The organism is Nostoc sp. (assembly GCF_036917275.1).
In the GTDB taxonomy this organism is placed as follows: Bacteria; Cyanobacteriota; Cyanobacteriia; order Cyanobacteriales; family Nostocaceae; genus Nostoc.
Genome location: NZ_JBALDF010000030.1, coordinates 58,178 through 83,554, shown reverse-complemented (window position 1 = coordinate 83,554; position 25,377 = coordinate 58,178). Strand labels below are relative to the sequence as shown.

The window sequence follows — 25,377 nt, the reverse complement described above, 5'->3', positions numbered from 1 at the left end:
ACAAATCCCTAAGGGGCATTTATGGCTAACCTAGAAATACTTGTTAGTGAACTGCCAACACTGATTCAGAGTCTCAGACTGACTATTGGCGATTCTAATCAAATCATGGAACAAATTATTCTGATCAATAATGCTCAGGAACAACTACGGAATATTCAAAAATTAATTGCTCAGGAATTGAAATTTGAGAATATCAACAATTCTGCGATCGCTACACTACCTCGCATAAATATAGCAGCTAGTTTTTTTATACCTAGTATTGAATTAGTAGATCCAGCCATAGCAGAAAAATTTGGCAACTCAGAAACTAAAATTTCATTAACTGATTTACAATCAAAAATTGATTCTTGGATTGAATGGGGTTATTTTTTGCAGGCAATAGCCGCCGATATTCTCAGTGATATTCAGTTGGTAAATCAAATAAATTCTGATATTAATCATCTTAGCCTAACCGCTAATTTTCAGGTAATTGCTAAAAGTTTAAAGATTAACTTAAATTTGGACAACTTTAATCTTTTAGAGCATCAAATTCAGAAAATCAGCAATTATCAAAATGAGCTATTACAATTACAACAAAAATTGAATTATATTTTTAATACTATTAAAAATAGTCATAGTTTATTAAATATTTTATTAGGTGTGTCTGCTTTTTATGGTAAATCTGGCTTCGCTTTAGAGTGGTTAGATGACGATCACGAATTAATTATATCGAGTGATGGTAAATTTCAAGAGTTGACAGATATTCTTAATGATTGTGATTTTTTCCATGAACAAATTGCTGCTTTAATTATTCAGGGTGATACTTTAAGGGAACAGGCAGAACAAGCCTTGAAAAAGATTGAACAAGAAATTAGTAAAGAATCAATTATTAGCCAGCAAGTAAAAAGAGTACCAAAGTTTTCGACACACAAAATAGTGCGTTTGGGTTTGATAGTAGCCTCAAGTTTATTAATCTTAGGTTTTGGTAGTTGGAAAATTAAAGAGCAAAGTCTAAGTTTAACTCAAGAAGGAAGTGCGTTCGTCGCAGACGATGGCTCCGCCATCGCCAAGTTTAAATCTGCTGAAAAACTCGGTATGGAGGCTGCTTCTCTGGTTCAAAATCCGCCGCATCCTCTACAAGTCTGGCAAGAAGCAGAAACTAAATGGTATCAGGCAATAATCTTGTTAGATAGTATTCCTAATGAAACATCAGTTTCTGAGCGCGCAAAGAAGAAATTGGCTTACTATCGAATTAACTATAAATCTATAAGTCAAAGAGTGTTAATTCAAAAGAAAGCCTTAGCAAATTTAGAGTCAGCCCAAAAACTAGCAATATAAGCTAATTTATTTGTACAAAATTCGTCTCATTCACTATTAGTTCGGTAGGAAGCGCAAGACAAATGGCAACAGGCAATCGATTTATCAGAGGATGTTTTAAAAGTATCATAAAATTCCTCGCAATAGTATATCTAAACCTACAACTTAAAATCGAACTAGAAATTCCAATAATTACGAAAATTGATTACTAATCTTTACAATCCCTAAACCTTTATAAAACTAACTATGCGGCGATCAGATAAATAATTCAAAACTAAAAACCGATTAAGATATTTATGATTTATCTAAGAAGTCACGAATCCGAGCCTTTCGATTTTCATAAAAAAATAAGAGGTAAATCGCCTTTTTTTGACGCTTCACCTCTCTCAACAACAGATAATTACAATTAACAATTACACCTTAGAACGGTCAGTCAAAATCTCATAACCAGTCTCTGTCACCAACACTGTATGCTCAAACTGAGCCGACAAAGAATTATCCACAGTGACTGCTGTCCAACGGTCAGATAATGTCCGCGTGTGTCTAGAACCCGCATTTAAAATTGGCTCAATTGCCAGCGTCATCCCCGCACGGAGTTTAACATTTGGCATCTCGCGGGTCCGGTAGTTGAATACTGAAGGTTCTTCATGCAGATTACGACCGACACCATGTCCAGTGAACTCTTCGACTATACTAAAGCCGTTAAGTTTCACATGGTCTTCAATTGCTCCAGCTAAGTCAAGCAGGTATACACCAGCCTTTACTTGTTCAATGCCCTTATATAAAGCTTCTTCTGCTACGCGAATTAATTTAGCAGCTTCTTGCGTCACTTCACCGACAGCAATTGAAATGCAAGAATCACCATGAAAGCCTTGATAATAAGCTCCCGTATCTACTTTTAATACATCCCCCACGCGGATGACTTTCTTAGGACTAGGAATACCATGCACTGCTTCATTATTAATGCTGGAGCAGATAGAACCTGGAAAACCGTGATATCCTTTAAAACTCGGTGTTGCACCCATTTCGCGGATGCGTTTTTCTGCATGAGCATCCAAATCAGCCGTTGTCATTCCTGGCTTTACTAGCTCGGAAATTTCTTTTAGGACAGTTGCCACAATTGTCGCTGATTGCCGCATGATTTCAATTTCACGCGGCGATTTAATTTCAATTCCTCGGCGCTGTTTTTTCGATGTTGTAGGCTGAGTTGTTTGAGGAAGTAAGTTACTGAAAATGTTCATAGGAAATTAATAATTACTGGTGGCTCTGCCGCTGAAGTATCAATGCTTTCTCTAGATTACTTGAGAAATAATATCTATATTTAAGTTATTTCAATCTCTGATAGGGATTCTTCCAGTTTAGCCGCTAACGTATATACAATAACACATTCACGTACTCCTGATGTGTTGGACTTGAGTTCCAATTCATGAATGGCTCCTTTAATTTCTACTTTCCCCGCTTCGAGTTTTTGCGTTCAGATGTCATCGGCAAAATCTTTGGCGGTAAAATCGTGTTTCAGTTGACTAGGATTAGTTAACCGCAACTGATAGCATTTATCAATATAATTAATCAATTTCCTGCCAAACTGCTTATGACTTCCTCTCCTCCCTTTATCCCTCAATCTGACCCTCCCCTTCCTCCTTGGGAAACCCTACCAACGATGTATGATTTACCAAGTGATAACCCAGAGGAACCAGGTTTGCCAGACGATTTTCACTTTTTACAGCCTTTACTTTTATACTTAACTTTTCAACCCACTATCTGGAATCCAGAATTAGTTTACAGCGCTGCTGACCTTAATCTCTACTATGATCTCCAGCATCCTCTATGGTATAAGCGCCCAGATTGGTTTGGTGTGGTAGGAGTATCAAAACTCTACAAAGGGGAGGACTTGCGTTTAAGTTATGTAACTTGGCAAGAACCAGCAAATCCCTTTGTGGTAGTGGAATTATTATCTCCAGGTACAGAAGCGGAAGATTTAGGCATGAAAAAAAACGCAGCCCATAAGCCTCCCAGCAAATGGGAAGTTTATGAGCGAATTCTGCGGATTCCCTACTATATTGTTTTTAGTCACTATACTGATGAACTCCAAGCTTTTCAGCTAGTAGGCGCTCACTATGAACCGATGAATTTGACTGAGGGACGTTTACCAATGCCAGAGTTGGGTTTAAGTTTGGGATTATGGCAGGGGTCATTTCAAGATATTCCCAAGTTGTGGTTAAGGTGGTTTACCTTAGCAGGAGAATTAATTCCACTACCCACAGAAGAAGCCGTTACGGCTAAACAAGAAGCGGCTCAAGCAAGACAAGAAGCGGCTCAAGCAAGAGAAAAGGCAGAACAATTAACAGAACGTTTGCGTCAGTTAGGCGTGAATCCTGATGAGCTAGATTAATTGTTGTCATTTGTCCCTATTCCCGATTCCCCAATTAGCGAGTATTCTTCTCTGCTAACACAGATGGCCCAGCAGTGACGACCACGATTTGATCTGGGTGGAGTAATTCACGAGCCGCTTGATTAACTTGGTCAAGAGTGACTTTCTGGATTTTATCAGTGAAAGAGTGCAATTCTCCTTTATCTAGTCCGTACACCTCATTCATCAGAATTTTATCTGTTAATTCTTCTGGGTTTGCCAGGGAAACGTTGTAGTTACTGATGAAGGTGCGTTTAGCTGTTTCTACTTCCAGGGCAGTGACACCTTGTTGATGGATTTGCTGTAATATTTGGCTGGTACTAGCGATCGCTTTACTGCTATCTTCTGGACTAGTCTGCATCTCAATCAAAAATATGCCTGCATTCTTTCCGGTTTGGAAAGAGCTATAAATTCCATAACTCAAACCTTGGCGATCGCGCACTTCTGCACCTAGTCTACTAGATAGGGTATCGCCTCCCAAAATCTGGTTTAATACTAAGGCTGCATGAAACCGAGGATCATAACGGTTAATACCTGTGTAACCCATATAAGTAACAGCCTGGGCTTTACCTGGTAAAACTGGGTTGACAGTGACTATTTTCTCCGGCATTGATACCGTGGGATATTTTAATGTTGGTGCTTGGCCACTAACTTCCCAGTTACCAAACTCATTTTTAATCAGCGATCGCACAATGTCTAGATCAAAATCTCCCACCAGCGCTAGCACTGTCGTGTCTGGACGATAATGTTTGGCTTTGAAATCAATCACATCCTGGCGCTGAATCTGCTGTAGACTCTTCTCTGTGGGAAAAGTATGTAAGGGATGTTTTTTCGGGTAAATTGACTGAACAAATATTCTTCGGGCTACTTCTGATGGCTCATCTAATTCTAGTTGCAGATCAGTTAAAGTTTGTTGGCGATGCAATTCCAATTCTTTGACTGGAAAGGTACTATTTTTTACAACATCAGCCAATATCTCCAGGATTATCGGCAAATCAAGAGCTAAACTATCACCTTCGATATGTACACCTTCGCGGTAGGTTTGAAAGTTTAGACTCACTCCTCGTTCTGCTAAGACTTTGGCAATAGTTAAGACATCCTTGCTCTTAGTACCATTGAGCAAATTATCTGCGACAAAAGCAGCTAGTCCGGCTTGCTCATCTGGATCAAATTCCGTCCCAGCTTGAATGTGGCCGCTCAGAGTAACGGTAGGAGTGCTATTATCAGGTAACAGTAATATCCGCAGTCCGTTAGTAAATTTGAATTCCTGTGGTAAGACTCGTGCGATGTCTCCGACGGCAAGCAACGCATCTGTTACTGAATCCACAGGCGGTAAGTATTTCGCTACCTCAGAAGGAAGCACGGGTACGCCAGGAGAGAAATTCTCTTTAGTTTGGGCTGAGTCTGGTTTGTCACCAACTCCTGTTATCCGCTTCTGGGTTGGTTCAAAAAAGCCTGCTATCCGGGCTTCTTTTGTCAAGTATTTGTTAATCACAGCAACAACATCCGTCGGCTTCACCAAACGGACAGCTGCCAAATAGCGGTCTGTGTAGCGATAATCACCAGCAGTTGTCTCATCATTGCCCAATCGCATTGCTTGAGAGGTGATATCACGGTTACTCAAAATTACGTCTGCTGTTAATTGAGTTTTAGCTCGTTCTACTTCCTCAGATGTCACACCTTTTTCTGCTACATTAGCGATCGCATTACTCAACACTAAGTCAATTTTTTTCAAATCTTGTTTAGATCCAGCCGTCACCAACACCTCATACCAGCCAGATTCTCGCAAACTGGTAACGGATGCTGTGACTTCACTAGCTAAACCTGATTCTACTAATACCTGATAAAGCCGAGAATTCCGTCCCTCTGTCAAGATGTAATCCATCACATCCAGCGCCGGCACATCCGGTTGATTTGCATCCGGTAGCGGATACACTGCCTGCAATAGCCTCCCTGCTCCCGGTTCTCGCAACACTATCGGGGATGAGGGGGATGAGGGAGAAATAACTCCTACCTGCTGCCTCCTGCCTCCTGCCGACGCTTGCGGACTCGCTATCGCTGCGGTATCCTGCCTTTTCAGTAGTTTGCCAAACACCTCTTTAATTGTTTCCAGGGTATTTGCAGTTTGAAAATCTCCAACAATCACTAAGACGGCATTATCAGGACTATAAAAATTGCGGTAATATTTTTGTACCTGCTCAACTTCAAATTTCTCGACATCAGCTTTGGTACCACCTACAGGCAACCCATAGGCGTGATTGGGAAACACCGCCTGCATGACGGCACGGTTGAGCCGATATTCTGGGCTATTTTCGTAACCCTGCAACTCGGAAATTACTACCCGCTTTTCATTCGCTAGTTGCTCTGGCTTAATCTGGGAATTTTGCATTCTGTCTGCTTCTAGCACTAAGAGCGCTTTCAGCTTATTTCGTTCCACGGTACCGTAATATGCAGTTTGGTCATAGCTGGTGAAAGCATTAGAATCACTACCTAAAGCACTAAACAAACGTCCAAATTGAATCGGACGATTTAGAGTACCTTTAAACATCATGTGTTCCAACTGGTGGGCAATGCCATTCACGCCCAGTTCTTCGTTGCGTGAGCCAACCTTGTACCACACCTGCACCGTCACGACTGGCGCAGTATGTACTTCTTTTGTCAGAACAGTTAAACCATTCTCCAGCACTGTCTTGCGGACATTTTCTGTCAGTGTTGAGGGCATTATTCTTTTTGCTAGCAAGGTTGACTGGTATTTTTCTTGGTTAAATATGGCTGTATGTTCGCTATGAGCAGGTTGATCGCTCAACAAAAAAACCGCTACTAGCCATAAGTTTAAAAGTAATAACGGCAAAGGATATTTATAAAATCTGGAAAATCCATACATGTATTTAGCAAATATAGCAGTCCTAAATCATTTGTGAAAATTATATGTCTCTTTCTTCTTTCTTCCCTTTGCGTCCTTGGCACGCCAGTTGCTTCAAGTCGGCACAGCCGCCCAACGCACTGGCTCGTCCTTGGCGGTTCGTTTCATTATCTACATTTTTCACAACTCAGATAGGATTGCTATATATCTGTAAATTAAGTTACATAGTTATTTTGGAGAGTTATTTTAGTTTAATCTGTCCAAAAAATCTGTTGCCTCAGCAACAATACAGAAAAACAATATATTAGCAACAAAGGTAATAAAAAAGCTAAATTATGGGAATTTTGCTAAAACCCGAATGAATTCCAGAGGTAAGCCATCGGTATCGGCGATGAAAGCCACTTCGTAAATGCGATCGCCTATTTGCTGTTGTGTCGGTTCTAAAAGTACTTTCAACGGTTGTAATACTTCAGGTTGACTCTCAGCGGTTAGTGATACACGTTCTTGTAAGTTTGTCAACCAGCTAGGTAAGTCTGGTGTAATCTCAGTTAAATCGAACGAGAGATGATAGTATCCCACATAATGTTCGTCAGCAAAAGCATCTGGGGCTGGCTTTGGTTCAGGTATTTGGATCAGTTCAATTCTGCCGCCTAATCCTTGCATCCAGCAAGCTAAGGTGTAGCCTGTAGTAAAGCGTTCCGAAATTGTAAACCCTAAATGTTCGTAGAAAGCGATCGCTCGATGAATATTTGCAGTCCGAATAGAAACGTGGTGCATAACAAAAGTTAGGAGTTGTAGATTATGAGTTATAAATTGAATTTAACTCCTAACTTCTAACTCCTAACTTCTAACTTTACTCAAATAACCTGAAATAGGGGTAGCGTACAGGGACGCCAGGCTCTTTTTCCAAGTCAAAATTAATCACTTCCCAACAGGCATCTTCTGAGGTATCAGGGCTAAACTCCACGGGTAAGCCGTATAGTCGAGCAGCAGTAGCTTCCGGTTGTCCAGAACGCCAAGGTGTACTGCGTTCCAAGTAGCCACTCATCAATTCCTGATAGCGTTGAGCGATGATCACTTTTGTTGCTCGATAGCCTTGGGTATAAAGCTTGTCTAATGCTTCGTGAATTTCAAAGCGAATACCATCGGGATGAGTATGCTGCCTATACCATTCATTATTCCACCTTCGCCAATGACGTCCCGATTGCAAATGGATTAACTCTCCATTTTCAGGATTAGCTTCAAACGCGCCATGACGCGGACACAAATAGGTATCTGTTAATGTCAGCGCCGGAATAGTCTGGCGACAATGGGGACACTGTATTTCAGGTCCAAACATCGGGTACTGCAAGCCTAGATTCATCATGAAGTGCGTACAAACATAATTTTGTCTTCACCAGCACTAGTAGGTTGGATTATACACTTCAGCTTCGCCACTTTGGGTTACTTACTCACTTCTGCAAAGACACGGGCTTGCAGCAGTAACATTGCTAACTAGTGTTTTCCTCAGCGTAAAGGCTTGACGCTGTGATATCCTGGTTGTGAAACTAGCCTCACAAGTTGGATTTTCTCCAGTGTTCCTGGGTACCATATTCATATTCTATCGTGTCTACCGCTTCTTACTGGACATCTGTCGATTTTTCTCAAGCTGCCTTTATCGCAGCTAATGCTGTTGTCATGGGTTCGGTAAATATAGCAGCAGGGGCGAGCATCTGGTATGGAGCAGTGGTTAGAGGAGATGTAGAACGGATTGAAATTGGCGAATATACAAATATTCAAGATGGGGCAATTCTACATGGTGATCCTGGTTTTCCGACAATTTTAGAAGATCATGTTACCGTAGGGCATCGCGCTGTGATACATTCCGCTTACATTGAGCGTGGAAGTTTGATTGGCATTGGCGCGGTGATTTTAGACGGGGTAAGAGTGGGTGCTGGTAGTATTATCGGTGCTGGCGCAGTCGTAACTAAGGATGTACCTCCGTTGTCCTTAGTTGTGGGCATTCCTGGCAAAGTGTTACGGCAAGTAGCAGAAGCTGAAGCCGCAGAACTCATTGAACACGCTAAACGTTACCAAAAGTTAGCTTTAGTTCATGCTGGCAAGGGTACTGATATCGGGTTTAAGAAGTTTTAAGGAGTCAGGAGTAAGAATTTTAGATTTTCGATTTAAATTTAATCAAAAAGACGCTCTCTACGAGACGCTACGCGAACGCGGACTCGATAACCTGCGCTATCGTCAATCGAAAATCCAAAATTGAATTGTCCAATGCCCCATAATTTAAACATTCTTTACATATAGGTTGGGAAAAGTTGCCCACTTCAGCTAAAAATAAAAATGAGAGCAGTTGACAAAACTTTAATTTCTACTTAAAAGAGGGGTTCTAAATATGGATATCGATTTCCGTATAGCGATAGTTTTAGCACCAATTGCCATTGCCGCTAGCTGGGCAGTGTTTAATATTGGCGCTGCGGCTTTAAGACAAATTCAAGGCTTTTTTGATCGGGAAGCTTAAATTCGGCTCAATATCATCACTCTTCAACCGACTGTTTCTCTTCACAGGGGCAGTCAGTTTCTCTTTTCCAAGTTCTAAGTAAAGAATAGGACTTAGGCACACTCTCCGAATTCTTCTTTACCAGATGCTGTGCGATCGCACAGCATCTGGTAGAGTTGGCTCTCTTAGCGTCTTCTGTGTGAGACTAAAGGCGTTCACGTAGTGTCTGGTATAATTGGCGGTAGCCTGCGGCAAGCCACTACATGTCTACAATAAATTAAGCTTTTTAGCAATTCTTGCGTAAGTCCTAAACAAGTAAGATTCCCGACTCCCCACTCCTTCTTCCTTGAATATCGATTCTGTAATACAACCCCTTCAACGCTTTGGTGTCCATTTGGGACTTGATCGCATTGTCAACCTATTGGCAAATCTCGGTAATCCTCATCACCAAATCCCAGTAATTCACGTTGCTGGCACTAATGGCAAAGGTTCGGTTTGTGCCTATCTTTCCTCAGTACTTACTGAGGCTGGTTATCGGACAGGACGCTACATTTCCCCCCATTTAGTTGATTGGACGGAACGTATTTGTTTAAATGAACAGCCAATTTCCTCAGAGGAATTGAGCCAATTATTAGAAAAAGTCCAAGCTGCGATTCGTCCTCAGGACGAATCGGCAACTCAGTTTGAGGTAATTACCGCAGCTGCTTGGTTGTATTTTGCCCAGCAGCAAGTGGATGTGGCTGTGGTAGAAGTCGGACTAGGAGGGCGCTTGGATGCTACCAATGTCTGCTTAAAACCGCTGGTTACTATTATCACTTCCATCAGCCGGGAACACTGGCAGCAACTTGGTCCCACCGTCGCCGATATTGCTAGAGAAAAAGCAGGTATTCTCAAAACTGGATGTCCGGTTGTGGTTGGGCCATTGCTACCGGATGCAGAGAAAGTTGTGCGATCGCGTGCTTTAGAATTACAATGTTCGATTTTTACGCCTCAACCCGCCCGTCAAATAGCGTCAGGATGGGCAGAATATCAAACTATTCAAAATTCTAAATTAATTAAATATCCTTTACCATTAGCCGGACAAATTCAATTAACTAATTCAGTTTTGGCTTTAACTGCTTTAGAAATTCTCCAACAACAGGGTTGGCAGATTTCAGACAAAGCCATAATTAACGGCATGGCAAAAACTAAGTGGCCGGGGCGGATGCAATGGACTACTTGGAACAACCATAAATTATTAATTGATGGTGCTCATAATCCAGCTGCTGCCCAAGTTCTTCGTCAGTATGTTGATAGCTTAGACGCAGTTAACCACAAGCCAGTCAATTGGGTTATAGGAATGTTTTCCGATAAGGATCATGCAGATATTTTTGCCGCCCTGCTGCGCCCAGGCGATCGCCTTTATCTAGTACCAATATCAATAGAACCTTGGCCGGGTAGAACTTCTGCTGATTTAGACTACCTAGCAAACCTAGCTTACAGCCTTTGTCCAGAATTAGGCGATCGCCAAATCTATCCAGATTTATTCACAGCATTAGAAGCCGCAACCTCAACTGCTACCACAGACGATTTAATCGTTTTGTGTGGTTCCCTTTATTTAGTAGGCGATTTTTTATCTACAACCAATATAATTCGTAAATCATAATTACGAATTACAAAATTTATCTTTGATTCCACTGTTGTGCCGCATCTTCTACGGCTTTATCCACACTCTTCTCGCCTAACATTGCTGCTTGCAAGTTTTCATAAACTGCTTTTTGCAAAAGGTTGAAATCCTTCAAAGTCGGGGTTAATATTTCTGCATGTTGTAGTTCTTTAGCACTAATAACTCGCGCTTTTTCTACTGTTGAAGCATTAGCTGGAATATCTTTAAAGTAACTATCAGACAATGCTTTCACTGTAGAAGGTAGGACATTTGCAGCTTTAGCAAAGGCTAACTGATTTTCGTCATTAGTAACAAATAAAGCAAACTTCACAGCGCCGTCTGGTTGTTTAGTGTCGCGGGGAATAACTATGTTCATCACCGCAACATTTTTCTTGCCTGTGTCACCAGTGAGTTGAGGGGCTATTCCCGAAGCTTGAGCAATTTTCGGGGCATTATTAGCGATCGTTTTCAGAAACTCTGGTCCAGAAGCTAGAAACGCAGTCTCTCCAGATTGGTATAAATCGATCGCGTGGCGATGTCCTTGCGTCAAAGCTTCTTTTGGAAGCAACCCTTTTTTATACAAGTCTACCCAATACTGAAACGCTGCTTTACCTTGTGCTGAATTAAACGCTGCTTTCCCCTCAGCATCTACTAGGGTGACTCCCATTTGCACAAAAGATTCCAGCACTTCACCAGAATCTTGCGGTACAAAAGTCACAAAAAAGGCATATTTGCCAGTTTTATCTTTAATTTGTTGAGCTGCTTGTGCCAATTCTCTGTAGGTTGCAGGTGGTTTATTGATACCTGCCTGTTTTAATAAATCGGTGTTATAAATGGTTAACCGTGTGGTGAGATACCAGGGAATCCCAAAACTCTTGCCATTAAGCGTGCTTGCCTTCCAGATATTTGGTAGATAGGAGGAACGTACATCGTTTGAGACTTTAGCATCTAAATTTAACCAGGCATTTCGTCCCGCAAGTTGGGAAGCAAAACCTGGATTGAGGTTAACTACATCAGGTGGCGTTTTTGCTGAGACAGCAGTTAAAATTTTGTTCTCCATCGCCGCCCAAGGTACATCAACCCAGTTAATCTTTATACCAGGATTTTGCGATTCAAAACTCGCAATTAGGCTTTTGAAGTAGTCGGTAAATTGAGGTTGGAGTTGCATCGTCCAAAACTCAACAGTTCCCGTTCCTGAACTAGCTTGTTTTGTACCTGTACCAACATTACCTATGCTGCAACTTACAATCCAACTGGTTAATAAGCCAAGCAGTACAAAAGCAACAAGTTGTTTAAATTTTCGCAATTGAATCATTTTCCCAGTATTTTTACGCTTGCTCAGTGTGAAAAGCTTAGGCAGAATTGTCGAGGTTATCGGCTAAATAAATTACTTAGCACAAAGTCCGTTTTTTAGCATCATTTAAATTTTCAATTTAGCAGTCCAGCGGGCACAACTGTGGTAAAAAGCTTCACTAGTCTGTTTGGCAAATCGAATAAAGGGGTCGGCCTTGAACTTGTAGTAAAAAGGTTCAATGGTCTGTTTGGCAAATCGAATAAAGGGGTTGGGATTGAACTTGCTCCCGAACGGGTAAATATAGTTCAGTTACGCAAGCAGGGTCAAGGCTTGAAACTAGAAACCTTTACATCGGTAGCAGTTCCAGAAGGCATAGTTACCGATGGTCAAATTAACGACCCCGCAGCAATGGCGCAATTAATCCAGCAGGGGCTAGCTGAGAGCAAAATCAAAACTTCTCGTGTTGCCACTGGTGTACCGGGGCGAGATTCCATCGTTCGGATTATACCAGTGCCAGCTGAGTTAGACGACAAAGAACTGCGAGAAATGGTGCTGAACCATGAAGCAGGTTTGTATTTACCCTATCCTCGTGAAGAGGCTGATGTAGATTATCAGAAACTTGGGTATTTTGTAGATGAAGATGGCATTGAAAAAGTATATGTACTCCTAGTAGCTACCCGCAAGGAGATAACGGATACCTATATAAATACATTCGAGCAGGCAGGATTACAAATCGATGTTTTAGAAATTAACAGTTTTGCTCTGATTCGGACTATTCGCGATCAGCTGCGACAATTTGGACCGCAAGAAGCAGCAGTACTAGTTGATATAGAGTTCGATAGTACAGAAATCGCCATCATCGTTAACGGAGTGCCGCAATTTTCGCGCACAGTCCCAATCGGGACTTATCAAATGCAAACTGCCTTAGCAAGGACAATGAGCTTACCCACATCACGAGATATGGAACTCTTGCACGGAATGATTATTCCCCCAACTCCCATAGACGGTGGGAAAACCGGCGTTACTGAACTTGATCCTGGGATGGCAGCCATATTGAGAGTATTGGGAGAACTAACGGATGAACTGCGCCGTTCCATCGATTTTTACCTTAATCAAAGTGAAAATTTGGAGGTAGCGCAGATTTTATTAGCTGGGCCAGGAGGTGGACTCCAACAGCTAGATGAATTCTTTACCCAACGATTGAGCTTGCCAACTACCCAAATAGATCCAATCGGGGCTTTGTCCTTGGAAGTTGACACTGATAAATATCCACAGGTGCAACGCTCTGGCTTGGCGATTGTACTTGGTCTAGGAATGCGGGAGGTGTAATACCAATTTTAGATTTTGGATTTTAAATTTTGGTGAAGCAACGCAGTCCTCTCCCTTGGCGTTAGCCTCTCCCAAGGGGAGACGCTGCGCGAACAAATCGGGAAACCGCAAGGGCGCACTGCCTCTTTTATGCCGGGTAACCCGTCCACCGCAGTGGCTCCTCATGAGCAACTGCACCAAGCCGAAAAGATTATCTGTTTTGACAGTCACGCTGTTTGAGAATTCTCAAACCATAATATTTATTCGTAGTTGGTGTGAGAAAATGTACAGTTTGGATGTTAACTTTCTTAAAGACCGCCCAGCATACCAGGAACAGCCTAAGAGAAAAGGAGGCATATCCCTAAATCTGCCTACGGGGAATTTAACACCAGTGTATGTGGGAGTTGCGATAGGTGTAGGTCTTCCAGCTTTATTGGGAGTTAGTTGGTGGTTTTTGCAAGGGAAGATTGTTGAATTAAATGGTCAGATAGCACAACTTGACCAAGAAAGCAAGAGATTAGATACAGAAATCGGAAATATTAACAAAATTAAAGCCGAGACGAATGCAATAAAAGGGGAAACCCAAGCTTTGGTCACTGTATTTGACCAAATTCGACCTTGGTCAGCAATGCTGCAAGATTTGCGCGATCGCACCCCAGCAGCAGTGCAAATCGAGAATATCAAGCAAATCCCACCAATTGTAGCAGCAGTAGGTCAGCCAGCAAACAATCCCGCCGGGGGATTAGAAATTACTGGATTGGCTCGTTCTTTTAACGATGTCAATGATTTTTTATTGACTTTACAACAGTCTCAGTTCTTGAAATCCACAGAAAGCAGAATTCTGACGGCAACGTTAGTAGATGCTCCCTTAACACCAGGTGTGGGTCAACCTATTAGTAGTGTAATAATTAAGCCACCCCAACTAGTAAAATACACTATTCAATCGAGCATGAACGATGTTCCAGCTTCGGAATTAATTCGGGAGTTAGAAAAAAAAGGCACAGTGGGGTTAGTGACTCGAATTCGTAGTATGCAACAAACAGGAGTCATTTCAAAATGACGCTGAGTGATGATTTAAATTTTGCCGAACATGGTGGGGAATTTGATTCTGCAACGCCAGCCTACCCTGTGGTATTTGGCATTGCCTTCACACCAAAAATCATTGGGATCTTGGTAGGGGTAATTGGTTTAGCGGGAGCAGCTTATATATTTTTAAACCTGCTGATGCCAGCTTGGGAAAGTTATCAGCAGCAGCAAGCAAAAAGCTTGGAACTGCAAGCGCAAGTTGCCCAAAAAAAAGCCAATATCAAACAGATTGATCAAGTTAAAAACGAACTAGCACAGGCAAAACAGCAAAAAGTTCAAGTTTTAAGTTTATTTGCTAACGAAAAAACTTCGGATACATTGCTGTTGGATATGAATCGTTTAGTTGAGTCTGGCAATACTCCAACTTCTATAAATGCAGTAAGAGCCAAACTGAAGAAATTTGTGCCAGTTTCTCAAAAACCAGAACCAATTATTGATGGAAGTTTAGGACTACTGGTTGACGGCAAGCTGGAACGTAGCAATATCAATGCTGAAATTACAGGAACTTATGAACAAACGCAATCAATAATCCGTAACATTGAGCGTTTACAGCCATTGTTAATAATTAAAGATTATCAAGCAACTTTGGCTCCAGTAGAGTCAAGATCCCCATTAGATAAAACGCCTGTGCAGGTTGGCCCAGCAGCGATTAATACATCATTTCAGTTGCAGATATTGATGCCACTTAGTCCAGAAGAAATAGCGGCTGCGGCGGCAGCTGCCGCTAAAACTGCCCCGAAAAAGTAGTTAGGAGACGCGATTAATCGCGTCTGTACAGGAGTTAGGAGACGCGATTAATCGTGTCTATACAGGAGTTAGGAATTATGAGTTATCATTCCTGACTATTCACTCCTCACTCCTAACTATTCACAATTGTTTGTAAACAAGGTTTTATTAAGTGAGGAATGAACTGTGAAACAGCTTCACGGTAATAGTTTTATATTAGGTACTGCCGCTTTTGTATTTTTGGTAGCTCAACCAGTTTGGGCACAAATTAGTCAAGTTACTAATGTACAGTTAAATCCAGTTAATGGTGGAATTAGCGTTGCTTTGAAAACTTCTTCAGGGTCGCGCCCCCAAGTTTTCACGACAAAAAGAGGTAAGGCTTTAGTCGCAGATGTTATCAATACTCAATTACGATTACCACAAGGCAATAGCTTTCGTCAAGATAGCCCAGCACCAGGAATTGCTTCCGTGGAGGTTAGTCAGCTTGATGCCAATAGCATTCGGGTGACGGTAACTGGCAGCAATAACGTACCTAGCAGTCAACCAGTGGTGCGATCGCCAAATGGAATTACACTCAGGTTTAGCCCATCCGCAGGCACTATAGCATCAGCACCAACGCCAACAGTGCCAACATCCACAGCACCGCCTGCTACTACTCCAGCCCAACCGGGTCAAAAGCCAGGTGTTCTGGTTCCTAACCCAGAAATCACGATTGACGGAAAACCTGCACAAGCTCCTGGGACAGGTCAACCTGTGAGTCAGGCTCCACCTTTCTTACCTAGAGCCGTCGCCCCACCTGTGGGAGATATTGCCATCTCCAATACTGATGCTTCTCCTAGCAGCATTGACTTAGGAACTCAGGAACGTGTACCCCGCCTAGTGCTGCGAGATGCGCCGGTGCGTGAGGTTTTGTCACTGCTTGCCCGTGCTGCTAATTTGAACCTGGCTTATATTGGAGGTGAACAAGCTGCTGGAGGTCAGAAAGGTGGCGCTGCACAAGCAACCTCTCAAACAATCTCCCTAGATATAGAAAATGAGCCAGTGCAAGATGTGTTTAACTACGTCTTGCGCTTAAGTGGTCTAGAAGCTAACCGCAGTGGTCGTACAGTTTTTGTAGGGGCTAAACTACCTAATGCGACCCGTGACATGATTATGCGTAGCCTGCGACTCAATCAGGTATCAGTGGGAGTAGCCCTGAACTTTTTGGTCGGCTTAGGGGCAGAAAGTGCCGTCAGCCGCGAACGACAAGTTACCAGTGTTGATGCTGTGCCTGTTGGGACTGGAGTTGCTCCTATCACCCAAACTCAGACGACCACAGAAACCAGAGTTGAAACTCAACGTGTTAATTTTACAGACTCTAGCCCATTACTGAGAGGTTTACAGGCATTAGGAGATGAGCGCACCAATGCCATTACCTTAATTGGCGCTCCCCGGCTAGTCGAGATGGCGATGGCTCAACTAACTCAGCTTGATATTCGCCGTCGTCAAGTGGTAGTTAACGTCAAGATTATCGATGTTAATCTCAATAACATTCAGGACTACAACTCTAGCTTTTCTTTTGGGCTTGGCAACAGCTTCTTTTCAAATGATGGTGGTGCAGCAACTCTAAATTTTGGCGGTTCCAGAACACCTACTAGTTCTGAAGTAAGAAGTAGCGTTCCAAATGCACTAACTCCTGGAGGTCTAGGTCCACCAACGATTGAGAATCTAACATCTGCTTTCACCTCTCCATACAAGTTCACCAAATCTCTTCTCACTAGCTTGCAGGCTCAGGTTACAAATGGCAATGCCAAGATTTTGACTGACCCAACCTTGATTGTGCAAGAAGGTCAGCAGGCTCTTATCAACCTGACTCAAGAAGTAGTAGGAAATATAACCCTCCAAACAACGGATACTTCTGGTGGTTCTAGGACAGAAAGAAACATTGTTAAACAAAACGTTGGCTTAACCTTGAATGTGAAAATTGAGCGCATTGACGATAATGGTTTCGTTTCTCTATCGGTTGCTCCTACTGTTAGCGCTCCTTCAGGCTCACAAGATACAGGAAATGGAACTATTACTTTAGTGGCTCAGCGCTCCCTTACTTCTGGCTTAATTCGCTTACGAGATGGTCAGACACTAATCCTGAGTGGCATCATTCAAGATGCAGACCGGACAACTGTTTCCAAGGTTCCCATTTTGGGTGATCTTCCACTGATTGGTGCGCTGTTTAGAAGTACAAACAGAAATAACCAGCGCAATGAGGTGATTGTGTTACTCACACCTCAGATTATGGATGACACAGAGAACTCTTCCTACGGCTATAACTACACCCCCAGCCCAGAGGTGCGGCAAATCCTTGAGCGTCGGGGCTTGAAGGTTCCTGGTAGGTAATAAAGATAATGGGTAGGTGAGTCACCTCTGGCTCAAATCCTCGAACCTCTCCCTGCCTTGAACTAAAGTTCAAGTCTGTCCCTCTCCGAGTCGGAGAGGGACGGTTTTGCGTAGAAAAACCTCTTAGAGGTCTTTTGTATTTAGCTAAAAAGTCAGGACAGGGAGAAGCTTTGATTTTTCCAAATCAGGTGAAAAGTCAACAATATCCCCAACTTCGTAAAAGTTGTCCGGGATCTGAGGCTTCAATTTTCAATAACTCTTCAAATCCTTAATTAATCTCAACAAATACTAACCATCTCTCACCTTCCCACTCCCTTATTCCCTTGGCGATGCCTGCCGCAGGCTGCGCCTACGCAGTTTTAATAAGTATTTTTTCCTACTTTTGGGGTGGTTTTTAGTGAAACAAGTACCCTAAAATGACAAAACATCCTGAAATCTATATAAATTAATGGTTTCATCTATCCACATCAGGCTACAACACCTTAGAATGATTCATTGAAAAGTCGAGCCGATGGGATGTACAGCCATTTTGAGTAAAAATACTCCCAAAGGATGATTTTTGTATTTCTACGAACAAAGATTTTAGTACAGATGTACCAAACTACATCCGTAAAGAATCTCAAGTAAACCTTCAGGAGTTTGACATGAACAAAGGTGAATTAGTTGATGCCGTAGCTGAAAAGGCTAGTGTTACCAAGAAACAAGCGGATGCAGTCTTAACTGCCGCTTTGGAAACGATTATTGAAGCAGTTTCCTCTGGTGATAAGGTAACGTTGGTAGGATTTGGCTCATTTGAATCACGGGAACGTAAAGCCCGCGAAGGTCGCAACCCGAAAACAAATGAAAAAATGGAGATTCCAGCGACGAGAGTTCCTGCTTTCTCGGCAGGAAAACTGTTTAGAGAAAAGGTAGCACCCCCAAAATCATAGGTTCTATCTTCTGGAACCCTTTTTTAATGCGGCAACCTGCACACGGGGGAAATTTAGCCTGGGCAGCAGCACTGGCTGGCTGTTCCCCTGACGCTATTCTGGATTTTTCTGCTAGTATCAGCCCGTTGGGGCCTCCAAACAGCGCGATCGCTGCTATCCTGTCCCAAATTGGTAATCTTAAGCACTATCCAGACCCAAACTATAGTGAACTGAGACTAGCTCTCAGTCACTTCCATCAATTGCCGCCTGAGTGGATTCTGCCGGGTAACGGCTCCGCAGAATTACTCACTTTAGTAGGTAGGGAATTAGCTCAATTAGCCGCGACAATTTTAATCACTCCAGCCTTTGGCGACTATTACCGAACCCTGAGGGCATACAACGCTAAAGTGCTGGAGTGTCCGCTGATTAGTTCTGAGCAACCAGTCCTGAAGAGCCAGTGTGTTGCTAACTTTCCTAAAGTTGTAGCAACTGGTGTTGCTGAGTTAAAAGTTTTACTCAAGACTCAGCACTCAGGACTTGATTCTACTGACTGCGCCTTACTGCTAAACAACCCCCACAACCCAACCGGAAAACTACTTTCGCGGGACTCTATTTTGCCCTACCTGGAGCAATTTGCTTTGGTTGTGGTGGATGAAGCATTTATGGATTTTGTGCCGCCTAATGAGGAACAAAGCCTAATTCCGGTGGTGCAGGAATATGCAAATTTAGTAGTATTGCGATCGCTGACCAAATTTTACAGTCTCCCAGGACTGCGATTGGGATATGCGATCGCACACCCCGACTGGCTGGCTAAATGGCAGCTATGGCGCGACCCTTGGCCCGTAAACACGCTAGCGGCAGCGGCAGCAATTGCAGCCCTCCAGGATACAGAGTTTCAACAGCAAACCTGGGCATGGCTATCACCTGCACGAAACCAACTCTTTCAGGGTTTAGCTAAAATCCCAGGATTGCAACCCCAAGCTAGTGCTGCTAACTTTTTATTAGTTGAGTCCCAACAGTCTACTTCGCAGTTACAGCAACAATTACTCCAGCATCACCAGATTTTAATCCGCGATTGCATTAGTTTTAAAGAACTAGGCGATCGCTTTTTCCGGGTTGCTGTACGTGAAGAGTCCGATAACCAACGCTTACTAACAGCGCTAAAAGAGAGTTAGGAGTTATAAGTTATAAGATTATGAGTTATGAGTTTATAGCGAGCGATCGTTTGTATGCAATCCACTCTGACCTCACTTCCATTCCTCTCTCCTAAAACGAGAAAGGCTTTGAATCTTACTCCCCTTTTCTTGCAGGGAAGGGGCTGGGGGTTAGGTCTATATTGAACTCAATCCAGAAGCCCTATAAAAAGGGTTTTAACTTCTAACTCCTAACTCCTAATTCCTAACTACTAACTTTAAATTCGCGTGACCGTTGACTATGATGTTGTAATTATTGGTGGCAGTCTTGCTGGATACTACGCTGCCCTTGCTGCCATCCAACTACGTGCTACAGTTGCCCTGGTGGAACCCAAAGTAGACTACGGGTTTACTGATCACCATGCTCTTACCGAAATCGGTAAACTGGCGCAGAAGTTGAATGATGCCGCTAGTTTTGGTATTCATGCCACACACACTGATACCTCAGAAGAATGCCACATATCTATGGCATGGCAAGAGGCGATGCTGTATGCTCAATGCATCGCCTCAAATCTCAAAGAACAGCATTCTCCAGCCATCCTAGCCGCGCTGGGGGTAGATGTAATAGTTGGTAGTGGTCAATTTCAATCTTCACCTCAACTAGCTTTTGCTGTTAACAATCGCCTACTACGCGCCCGTACCTATTTGCTGGCCAGTGGTTCGCGTCCAGAAATTCCAGAGATTGAAGGATTGCAAGCCACTGGCTACTTTACCCTATCTAATATTTGGCAATCCTTAAAGGGAGCGACATTACCCAAAAATTGGGTAATTATTGGCGGGATTCCCCAAAGCATTGAAATCGCTCAAACTTTAGCCCGGTTTGGTTGCAGTGTGACGCTGGTAGTCAAGCATCCCTATGTTTTACTCCATCTTGACCCTGAGATAGCCATACTGCTTCAGGCACAGTTGGAAGTTGAAGGTGTATGCGTCCTCACTGATAAACCAGTAACTCAGGTGAGGCTAATTGAGGATAAAAAGTGGATTCAAGCAGGAGATAAAGCCATTGAAACTGATGAAATTCTAGTGGCGACTGGACAACAGCCGAATTTTGAATTTCTAAATTTGGCAACGGTAGGCGTGAAATGGCATCGGCGTAGTTTAGTAGTGAATGATAAATTACAAACTACTAACCACCGCATTTACGCTTGTGGTGATGTAATTGGTGGTTACGACTTTGCCAATATCGCTAATTATGAAGCAAAAATTGCTCTGAACAATGCCCTCTTTTTCCCCAGGTTAAAAGTAAATTATCACTCCATTCCTTGGGCAATGTTTTCTGTACCGATGGTGGCGCAAGTGGGTTTGACAGAGGCACAGGCAAAAAGCCAATTTGGTCGAGATGAAATTTTAGTTTTGCGACAATATTTTAAAACAGTGGCAGCAGCCCAACTTCGGGACGAAACCACTGGGATGTATAAATTAATTGTGCTACACGACGGTGAAATTTTGGGAGCTTCGATATTGGGGACAGAAGCTGGAGAGTTGATTAATTTGATTGCTTTGGCAATGTCCCAAAAAATTAAAATTAAAGATTTAGTAAATCTATCTCCTGTCTATCCCAGTTTCTCAGAAATTCTGGAGCAAACTGCAAGAGAGTGGAGTAAGCAGAGGTTAAATAGTAATATTGCTTTGCAAGAATTTTTAGAAGGCTTCTTCCATTTTCGCCGCAATTGGAATTTGTGAGTAGGGTGTTGTCATTATAATAACTCCACAAACTGGGGTTTCTTGGATAATTGTTATTTGAGCATTACCTCTACCGGGAGGTAAATCTATTAATAAATAATCCAATTTGCCCCATTCCACATCTACTGCTAAGGTTGCGATCGCAGTTGGTGCTATACATCACTATTACTAATTTAAACGATACTATTTCTGGCACTCCAGCTGATGACGCGATCGCTTGCGGGCGGATGCCATCGCGGATGAGTTTGCTTCTCGGCAAGCTGACATACCGCATCTATTTTCTTAGATATTTGGAATAACAAGTTTTGGCAATAATAACAGGTTCCTGCTATTGGCTAACCTCTTCCCGATTCTTTGACCGCCGCCAAAATTCCCCAGCTTGGCGATCGCTTGCTGTAATTTGTGGCGAGGTTAAGAGCAAAAAAAAGGCAGCGGGTAAGAAGCACAAAATTGACATATTAACTACACAACATTGACGTAAGTCTAATTGAACCTTTTATGAAACCAGGAAGTCTAAATCAGTAAATCAGTCTATGGATAGGGGAGTTTTCGTGTTAAAAAAACTAGCTTCAAGTAGCATTGCCCTAGGAGTAGTGTTTTTCGGTACAGTAACGGCAAGTTATCCCAGTATTGCTTTTGAACACGGCGTTAACTTCACTGTTCAATCTAAGTTCAATAGTGGGTACTGTCTTGATGCCAGCGAAGATCAACATCAGGAAGGTCGCGAAGTTTACATATACAGATGTCATGGACGTCAAAACCAACGCTGGACTTTTACCGATGGTGCAGACAATTCCAGTGCCGTCGTTGGTCTTTTTGGTTTGTGTCTTGATATTCGTGGTCGCACTGTCAAGGACAACACTCCTGTACAACTTTGGCGTTGCTATTATGGTCCAAACCAACAATTTACCGTCACTTCAGTCGGACAAATCCGTGAATTGCAGTCAGGCAAATGCCTGACCATTTCTAAACCTGGTAATCGACAGCCCGTTTTTATTGATGAATGCAATAATAACGATAGACACCAACAGTGGGTGCTTCATCGCTAATTAACAATCGGCGTACAAGGGGCTTCCAAGTAAATAAATATACAGTTGCTAGGGGGAGCAGGGGGAGAAAGAATCTCATATTCATCTTTGCTCTCAGAATTGAATAATTTAATTTCTGGAAGTCCCATAACTTTCCACTGATTTACCCCACCGCCATCAGCTAATCACAAACTACGGATTTACTAGCCAACCGCGAAATTCACAGCTTTCATGCAGTTTCCTAAATATCCATTCCAAACTTTTCGGGGGCTAACTGTGAGGTGGTGTCAATAGCTACTGTATTTATATGTATATTACTAGTATTATTAGTGACTTAAATTCTAGTCTGAGACTGGGAATGAGGTAATTGGGAGTGCATTAAAATCCGTGCATCACTACCCACACTACCCCCGCAGCTACCAGAGGCACGCTGAGGTTATCTGTACCGTGGGGTGAGACTGCCTCTGCTATGGTGGCAAAAGTAGCAGTTATTACCGCCGTCAACAAAGCCGATCCTAAACCTAAAGGCGTTGCTAGGGGACTCAGCGACGAACGAGGTAGCAGCAACAGCACTAAGAAAATAACTACTGTACTCGCTACAAACATTGCTGCCGAACCTTCCCAGGAACGCACAGAATTTCCCACTTGGTATTTATGCTGTCCGAAGCGTCTACCGATTAATGCTGCTAGTGCATCCCCCCAAGTCATCGCCATTATTCCGGCTACAGCGATTGGGGCACTATCTACTGGCCCGTCTGGTCGCCACAGTAGCCCGAAAAGCAGTGTCACTGAGATAGCGAAATAAACTGTGCCAGGTGAGCTATCCTGGGTATCCATTGCACCGATGATTCGGTAGCGGTAAAACAGGTAGTTAAGTCCGATAAAGGTAGCAAAAGGTATAATTCCAATTTCCCAGTGCTTAAACAGCAGCAGGACGCCGAAAACCCACATCCCTGCACCAATATGGATCACTTTGCGGGTCAAATCCGGCTTTACAGCAAACAGCCTACGCAGTCCCTCGCCAATCACAAGCAGACTAATCGCGTAAACATAAGAAATTGCTAGCCCGATAAAATCATTGTTAGTCATTTGCCATTTGTCATAGGGCATTGGTCAATTATCAATAGTACTTCTTCATTTAGACCGATCGCTATTTCGTTTAAAGTTCTTTTCTCCTAACGAAACACTACCAATACCTTGAAGAATACCACGACCGATTAAACCTAAACCCTGACCAATTACTTGGGTAAGGATAAAGACTATACCACTACCTAAAAAAGCTAATAGTGATTTTAAACGCGGTGCGATCGCATCACTAAATTCTAAGAGCAACGTCACTACTAAAGGAATATTAGAAAGTTTTACTAACTCCTGATTTCGAGGAGCATAAACTGAAGTATTGGCAATGCCACGAGGCGTAATTACAAATAGCTCATACCGACTTTCAAAAACTGCTTTCGGCTCATTTATATAATTAGCTAAACGATATTTCCACGATAAATCATTTCTAAATCGTTCAATCTCTCGTGTGGAAATTAATTGGCGTCCATAAAATTTTTTTTTAATCGTTTCTACATCTGCTAGAGAGTTTAGCAGTGGTTGCACTACCCCATTTGCTACCTGAATCAACAAGTTCTCTAAAATCATTAATGCTTGGGACTTGGCTTCAGCACTCACTACTGGATAAGAAGTATTATCAATGTTTAATTCTGTTTGAAATAGCAGATAAGAATAAAACTCACAATATAGGGGAATTTTATTGAGAATATCTCTTTGCACAACCTCTGTATTTTGGAGCAAAAAATTAACAGTTTCTATATTTTGATTTCCTAATTTTATCCGAGAAAATTTTCCAAAAAACTCTGTAATTGCTGCTTGCCATAAATCACGTAATAGGATAAATTTTACCTCATATAATTGATTTATCTCTATTTGAGAAGCACGCAGTTCATCCAACTGTTCAGCCAATTTTTGTAGGATAAGATAAAGTAACTCCCGTTTTTTGTCTTCACGAAAGATGTCAATTTCTAAAGGAATATCTGTGATATTTCGTAAAGTAAATTGAAGTTTAGTAACGCAAGATGCAAACAACTCAGATTGTAGTGTTCCCGGACTAAGTAAAGGCGACACTGTTTGTCTTTGTTGAATGGCACTACTCAATGAAGGAACCACAGGCGGCTGATTAGCAATGGGGATATGTTTGTCTTGCCTTTCTTGTGATGAAACCAACAACCGATTTATTAACCAACGAGCCGCTAGCAGTTCTCGCCACTGTCCAGCCAGAATTGCTCGATCTAATACTGGTAGTCCCGGAACTTGTAATTGTGCTGTTACTGCGGCTAGGGTAGCGTCAATGTAAGCAATTCCTGACAAACGTAAATTATTTCGCAGTCTAAAAAAGGGAAGTGGAGAGTGGGGAACTCGCGGCTCCCTCTGGGGATTAGGGGCAATGAGGAGTGAGGAATTAGGAGTGATTATTGCTTCCGTGTCCTGAAACCAATAGGAACCACCATCTGCAACTTCTTGCATGGCGGCGACTAACTCAGTAAGTGGTGTGCCTTTGGGACAGTAGCCATTAATACCAATAGATTTTGCAGCCAATACTAGTCCTTGTTCTTGAACAGAACTGAGGAGCAAAATTGGTAGGTTGGGATATAAGGCTCTGAGTTGGCGACAGAATTGTAAACCTAGCTGCTGACTGGTGGTGGAGCGGCCATTACCGAATTCTAAAACCACCAAATTTACCTGGTTAGGGTCCTCTTTGGCAATTTCTGCTAAAATTTGCAAGGCAGCAGTATCAGTTTCTACCACTCCTGTAACTTGCAGATTAGTAATTGCTTCCAAAGCTACCCGTAATCCCAGACGAAAAATTGGGTCTTGGTCGATTAACAATAATTTTAGAGGGCGATCGCTCATACTCTACTCAATTACCCAAGCACTGTTTTTTACCAATCAGAAAACAGCTTTGATACAAAACTTTGTTTTCCCGATTGTTACCTGTTTTCGCAAACTGATAAATCGATCATAGTTGGCATAGGCAGCTGCCACTGTGTAATTAAATGAACCTGAGTAT

Annotated in this window: 24 protein-coding genes and 1 pseudogene; 14 read left to right on the top strand and 11 right to left on the bottom strand. The window is 42.5% G+C overall.

From position 1 onward, the window contains the following. The first annotated feature begins 21 nt into the window (after positions 1–21). Positions 22–1,317 (top strand): hypothetical protein, encoded by a 1,296-nt coding sequence (locus tag V7K35_RS10685; RefSeq protein WP_335078737.1) that lies wholly within the window; start codon positions 22–24, stop codon positions 1,315–1,317. A gap of 392 nt (positions 1,318–1,709) precedes the next feature. Here V7K35_RS10685 and map read toward each other — a convergent pair whose 3' ends face one another. Together map and V7K35_RS10675 are read right to left on the bottom strand one after the other, a co-directional pair. Beyond that, a complete protein-coding gene (gene map, locus V7K35_RS10680; protein WP_335078735.1) occupies positions 1,710–2,537 on the bottom strand; it encodes a type I methionyl aminopeptidase in 828 nt (275 codons plus the stop codon). A gap of 170 nt (positions 2,538–2,707) precedes the next feature. After that, a pseudogene (locus V7K35_RS10675) lies at positions 2,708–2,851 on the bottom strand (copper-binding protein); the annotation flags it as partial. 36 nt (positions 2,852–2,887) lie between these two features. Here V7K35_RS10675 and V7K35_RS10670 point away from each other — a divergent pair. After that, a complete protein-coding gene (locus V7K35_RS10670; RefSeq protein WP_335078733.1) occupies positions 2,888–3,688 on the top strand; it encodes a Uma2 family endonuclease in 801 nt (266 codons plus the stop codon). A 34-nt stretch (positions 3,689–3,722) separates the two neighbouring features. Here the strand turns inward: V7K35_RS10670 and V7K35_RS10665 are convergent, their stop codons facing one another. The 4 genes from V7K35_RS10665 to V7K35_RS10650 all read right to left on the bottom strand — a co-directional run bounded on the left by V7K35_RS10665 (position 3,723) and on the right by V7K35_RS10650 (position 7,932). Beyond that, the gene (locus tag V7K35_RS10665) at positions 3,723–6,590 is read right to left on the bottom strand and encodes a M16 family metallopeptidase (RefSeq protein ID WP_335078731.1); all 2,868 of its coding nucleotides are present in this window, start codon (positions 6,588–6,590) and stop codon (positions 3,723–3,725) included. A gap of 40 nt (positions 6,591–6,630) precedes the next feature. Then, complete coding sequence (locus tag V7K35_RS10660) at positions 6,631–6,753, bottom strand: hypothetical protein (RefSeq protein ID WP_335077043.1); 123 nt, start codon at positions 6,751–6,753, stop codon at positions 6,631–6,633. Between the two features lie 149 nt (positions 6,754–6,902). Then, positions 6,903–7,346 (bottom strand): VOC family protein, encoded by a 444-nt coding sequence (locus V7K35_RS10655; RefSeq protein WP_335078729.1) that lies wholly within the window; start codon positions 7,344–7,346, stop codon positions 6,903–6,905. Positions 7,347–7,422: 76 nt separating this feature from the next. Next, positions 7,423–7,932 carry a TIGR02652 family protein gene (locus V7K35_RS10650; RefSeq protein WP_442939713.1) on the bottom strand — a complete coding sequence of 170 codons (510 nt, stop codon included), beginning with the start codon at positions 7,930–7,932 and terminating at the stop codon, positions 7,423–7,425. Positions 7,933–8,174: 242 nt separating this feature from the next. Between V7K35_RS10650 and V7K35_RS10645 the strand changes: the two genes are divergently transcribed. The 3 genes from V7K35_RS10645 to V7K35_RS10635 all read left to right on the top strand — a co-directional run bounded on the left by V7K35_RS10645 (position 8,175) and on the right by V7K35_RS10635 (position 10,705). Further along, the gene (locus tag V7K35_RS10645) at positions 8,175–8,702 is read left to right on the top strand and encodes a gamma carbonic anhydrase family protein (RefSeq protein WP_335078725.1); all 528 of its coding nucleotides are present in this window, start codon (positions 8,175–8,177) and stop codon (positions 8,700–8,702) included. A 253-nt stretch (positions 8,703–8,955) separates the two neighbouring features. Next, positions 8,956–9,081: a photosystem II protein Y gene (locus V7K35_RS10640; protein WP_104908377.1), complete on the top strand. Its 126-nt coding sequence runs from the start codon at positions 8,956–8,958 to the stop codon at positions 9,079–9,081. Positions 9,082–9,406: 325 nt separating this feature from the next. After that, complete coding sequence (locus tag V7K35_RS10635; RefSeq protein ID WP_335078723.1) at positions 9,407–10,705, top strand: bifunctional folylpolyglutamate synthase/dihydrofolate synthase; 1,299 nt, start codon at positions 9,407–9,409, stop codon at positions 10,703–10,705. Positions 10,706–10,721: 16 nt separating this feature from the next. Here the strand turns inward: V7K35_RS10635 and V7K35_RS10630 are convergent, their stop codons facing one another. Next, positions 10,722–12,020 (bottom strand): ABC transporter substrate-binding protein, encoded by a 1,299-nt coding sequence (locus tag V7K35_RS10630; RefSeq protein ID WP_335078721.1) that lies wholly within the window; start codon positions 12,018–12,020, stop codon positions 10,722–10,724. 162 nt (positions 12,021–12,182) lie between these two features. Between V7K35_RS10630 and pilM the strand changes: the two genes are divergently transcribed. From pilM to V7K35_RS10595, 7 genes are all read left to right on the top strand, one after another. After that, a complete protein-coding gene (gene pilM, locus V7K35_RS10625; protein ID WP_335078893.1) occupies positions 12,183–13,328 on the top strand; it encodes a type IV pilus biogenesis protein PilM in 1,146 nt (381 codons plus the stop codon). A 262-nt stretch (positions 13,329–13,590) separates the two neighbouring features. Next, on the top strand, positions 13,591–14,367 hold the full coding sequence (locus V7K35_RS10620; RefSeq protein WP_335078891.1) for a PilN domain-containing protein: 777 nt from the start codon (positions 13,591–13,593) through the stop codon (positions 14,365–14,367). Continuing rightward, complete coding sequence (locus V7K35_RS10615; protein WP_335078720.1) at positions 14,364–15,140, top strand: pilus assembly protein PilO; 777 nt, start codon at positions 14,364–14,366, stop codon at positions 15,138–15,140. The genes V7K35_RS10620 and V7K35_RS10615 overlap by 4 nt, the downstream gene beginning before the upstream one ends. 165 nt (positions 15,141–15,305) lie before the next feature. Further along, positions 15,306–17,492, top strand: a complete 2,187-nt coding sequence (locus V7K35_RS10610; protein ID WP_335078718.1) for an AMIN domain-containing protein — start codon at positions 15,306–15,308, stop codon at positions 17,490–17,492. 644 nt (positions 17,493–18,136) lie between these two features. After that, positions 18,137–18,421 (top strand): HU family DNA-binding protein, encoded by a 285-nt coding sequence (locus tag V7K35_RS10605; RefSeq protein WP_103137906.1) that lies wholly within the window; start codon positions 18,137–18,139, stop codon positions 18,419–18,421. Between the two features lie 26 nt (positions 18,422–18,447). Continuing rightward, positions 18,448–19,575, top strand: a complete 1,128-nt coding sequence (gene cobD, locus V7K35_RS10600) for a threonine-phosphate decarboxylase CobD (RefSeq protein ID WP_335078716.1) — start codon at positions 18,448–18,450, stop codon at positions 19,573–19,575. Between the two features lie 246 nt (positions 19,576–19,821). Continuing rightward, the gene (locus tag V7K35_RS10595; RefSeq protein ID WP_335078713.1) at positions 19,822–21,276 is read left to right on the top strand and encodes a dihydrolipoyl dehydrogenase family protein; all 1,455 of its coding nucleotides are present in this window, start codon (positions 19,822–19,824) and stop codon (positions 21,274–21,276) included. Here the strand turns inward: V7K35_RS10595 and V7K35_RS10590 are convergent. Together V7K35_RS10590 and V7K35_RS10585 are read right to left on the bottom strand one after the other, a co-directional pair. Then, positions 21,235–21,396: a P-loop NTPase gene (locus V7K35_RS10590; RefSeq protein ID WP_335078711.1), complete on the bottom strand. Its 162-nt coding sequence runs from the start codon at positions 21,394–21,396 to the stop codon at positions 21,235–21,237. The two genes, V7K35_RS10595 and V7K35_RS10590, sit on opposite strands and share 42 nt — an antisense overlap. After that, entirely contained in the window at positions 21,347–21,550 is a 204-nt protein-coding gene (locus V7K35_RS10585; RefSeq protein WP_335078895.1) for a hypothetical protein, read from the bottom strand. The genes V7K35_RS10590 and V7K35_RS10585 overlap by 50 nt, the downstream gene beginning before the upstream one ends. Before the next feature lie 31 nt (positions 21,551–21,581). Here V7K35_RS10585 and V7K35_RS10580 point away from each other — a divergent pair, with 31 nt between their 5' ends. After that, positions 21,582–21,752 carry a hypothetical protein gene (locus V7K35_RS10580; protein ID WP_335078709.1) on the top strand — a complete coding sequence of 57 codons (171 nt, stop codon included), beginning with the start codon at positions 21,582–21,584 and terminating at the stop codon, positions 21,750–21,752. 117 nt (positions 21,753–21,869) lie between these two features. After that, on the top strand, positions 21,870–22,325 hold the full coding sequence (locus V7K35_RS10575; RefSeq protein ID WP_334793370.1) for an RICIN domain-containing protein: 456 nt from the start codon (positions 21,870–21,872) through the stop codon (positions 22,323–22,325). A gap of 357 nt (positions 22,326–22,682) precedes the next feature. Here the strand turns inward: V7K35_RS10575 and V7K35_RS10570 are convergent, their stop codons facing one another. After that, on the bottom strand, positions 22,683–23,393 hold the full coding sequence (locus V7K35_RS10570; protein ID WP_335078707.1) for a diacylglycerol/polyprenol kinase family protein: 711 nt from the start codon (positions 23,391–23,393) through the stop codon (positions 22,683–22,685). A 45-nt stretch (positions 23,394–23,438) separates the two neighbouring features. Beyond that, on the bottom strand, positions 23,439–25,220 hold the full coding sequence (locus tag V7K35_RS10565; protein WP_335078705.1) for a DUF3685 domain-containing protein: 1,782 nt from the start codon (positions 25,218–25,220) through the stop codon (positions 23,439–23,441). Positions 25,221–25,377 lie beyond the last annotated feature (157 nt).

Coding starts and splice junctions, on each gene's coding strand:
- V7K35_RS10685 (WP_335078737.1), top strand. CDS start 22: ATGGCTAACCTAGAAATACTTGTTAGTGAACTGCCAACACTGATTCAG.
- map (WP_335078735.1), bottom strand. CDS start 2,537: ATGAACATTTTCAGTAACTTACTTCCTCAAACAACTCAGCCTACAACA.
- V7K35_RS10670 (WP_335078733.1), top strand. CDS start 2,888: ATGACTTCCTCTCCTCCCTTTATCCCTCAATCTGACCCTCCCCTTCCT.
- V7K35_RS10665 (WP_335078731.1), bottom strand. CDS start 6,590: ATGTATGGATTTTCCAGATTTTATAAATATCCTTTGCCGTTATTACTT.
- V7K35_RS10655 (WP_335078729.1), bottom strand. CDS start 7,346: ATGCACCACGTTTCTATTCGGACTGCAAATATTCATCGAGCGATCGCT.
- V7K35_RS10650 (WP_442939713.1), bottom strand. CDS start 7,932: ATGAATCTAGGCTTGCAGTACCCGATGTTTGGACCTGAAATACAGTGT.
- V7K35_RS10640 (WP_104908377.1), top strand. CDS start 8,956: ATGGATATCGATTTCCGTATAGCGATAGTTTTAGCACCAATTGCCATT.
- V7K35_RS10630 (WP_335078721.1), bottom strand. CDS start 12,020: ATGATTCAATTGCGAAAATTTAAACAACTTGTTGCTTTTGTACTGCTT.
- V7K35_RS10620 (WP_335078891.1), top strand. CDS start 13,591: ATGTACAGTTTGGATGTTAACTTTCTTAAAGACCGCCCAGCATACCAG.
- V7K35_RS10615 (WP_335078720.1), top strand. CDS start 14,364: ATGACGCTGAGTGATGATTTAAATTTTGCCGAACATGGTGGGGAATTT.
- V7K35_RS10605 (WP_103137906.1), top strand. CDS start 18,137: ATGAACAAAGGTGAATTAGTTGATGCCGTAGCTGAAAAGGCTAGTGTT.
- cobD (WP_335078716.1), top strand. CDS start 18,448: ATGCGGCAACCTGCACACGGGGGAAATTTAGCCTGGGCAGCAGCACTG.
- V7K35_RS10585 (WP_335078895.1), bottom strand. CDS start 21,550: ATGCGGTATGTCAGCTTGCCGAGAAGCAAACTCATCCGCGATGGCATC.
- V7K35_RS10570 (WP_335078707.1), bottom strand. CDS start 23,393: ATGACTAACAATGATTTTATCGGGCTAGCAATTTCTTATGTTTACGCG.
- V7K35_RS10565 (WP_335078705.1), bottom strand. CDS start 25,220: ATGAGCGATCGCCCTCTAAAATTATTGTTAATCGACCAAGACCCAATT.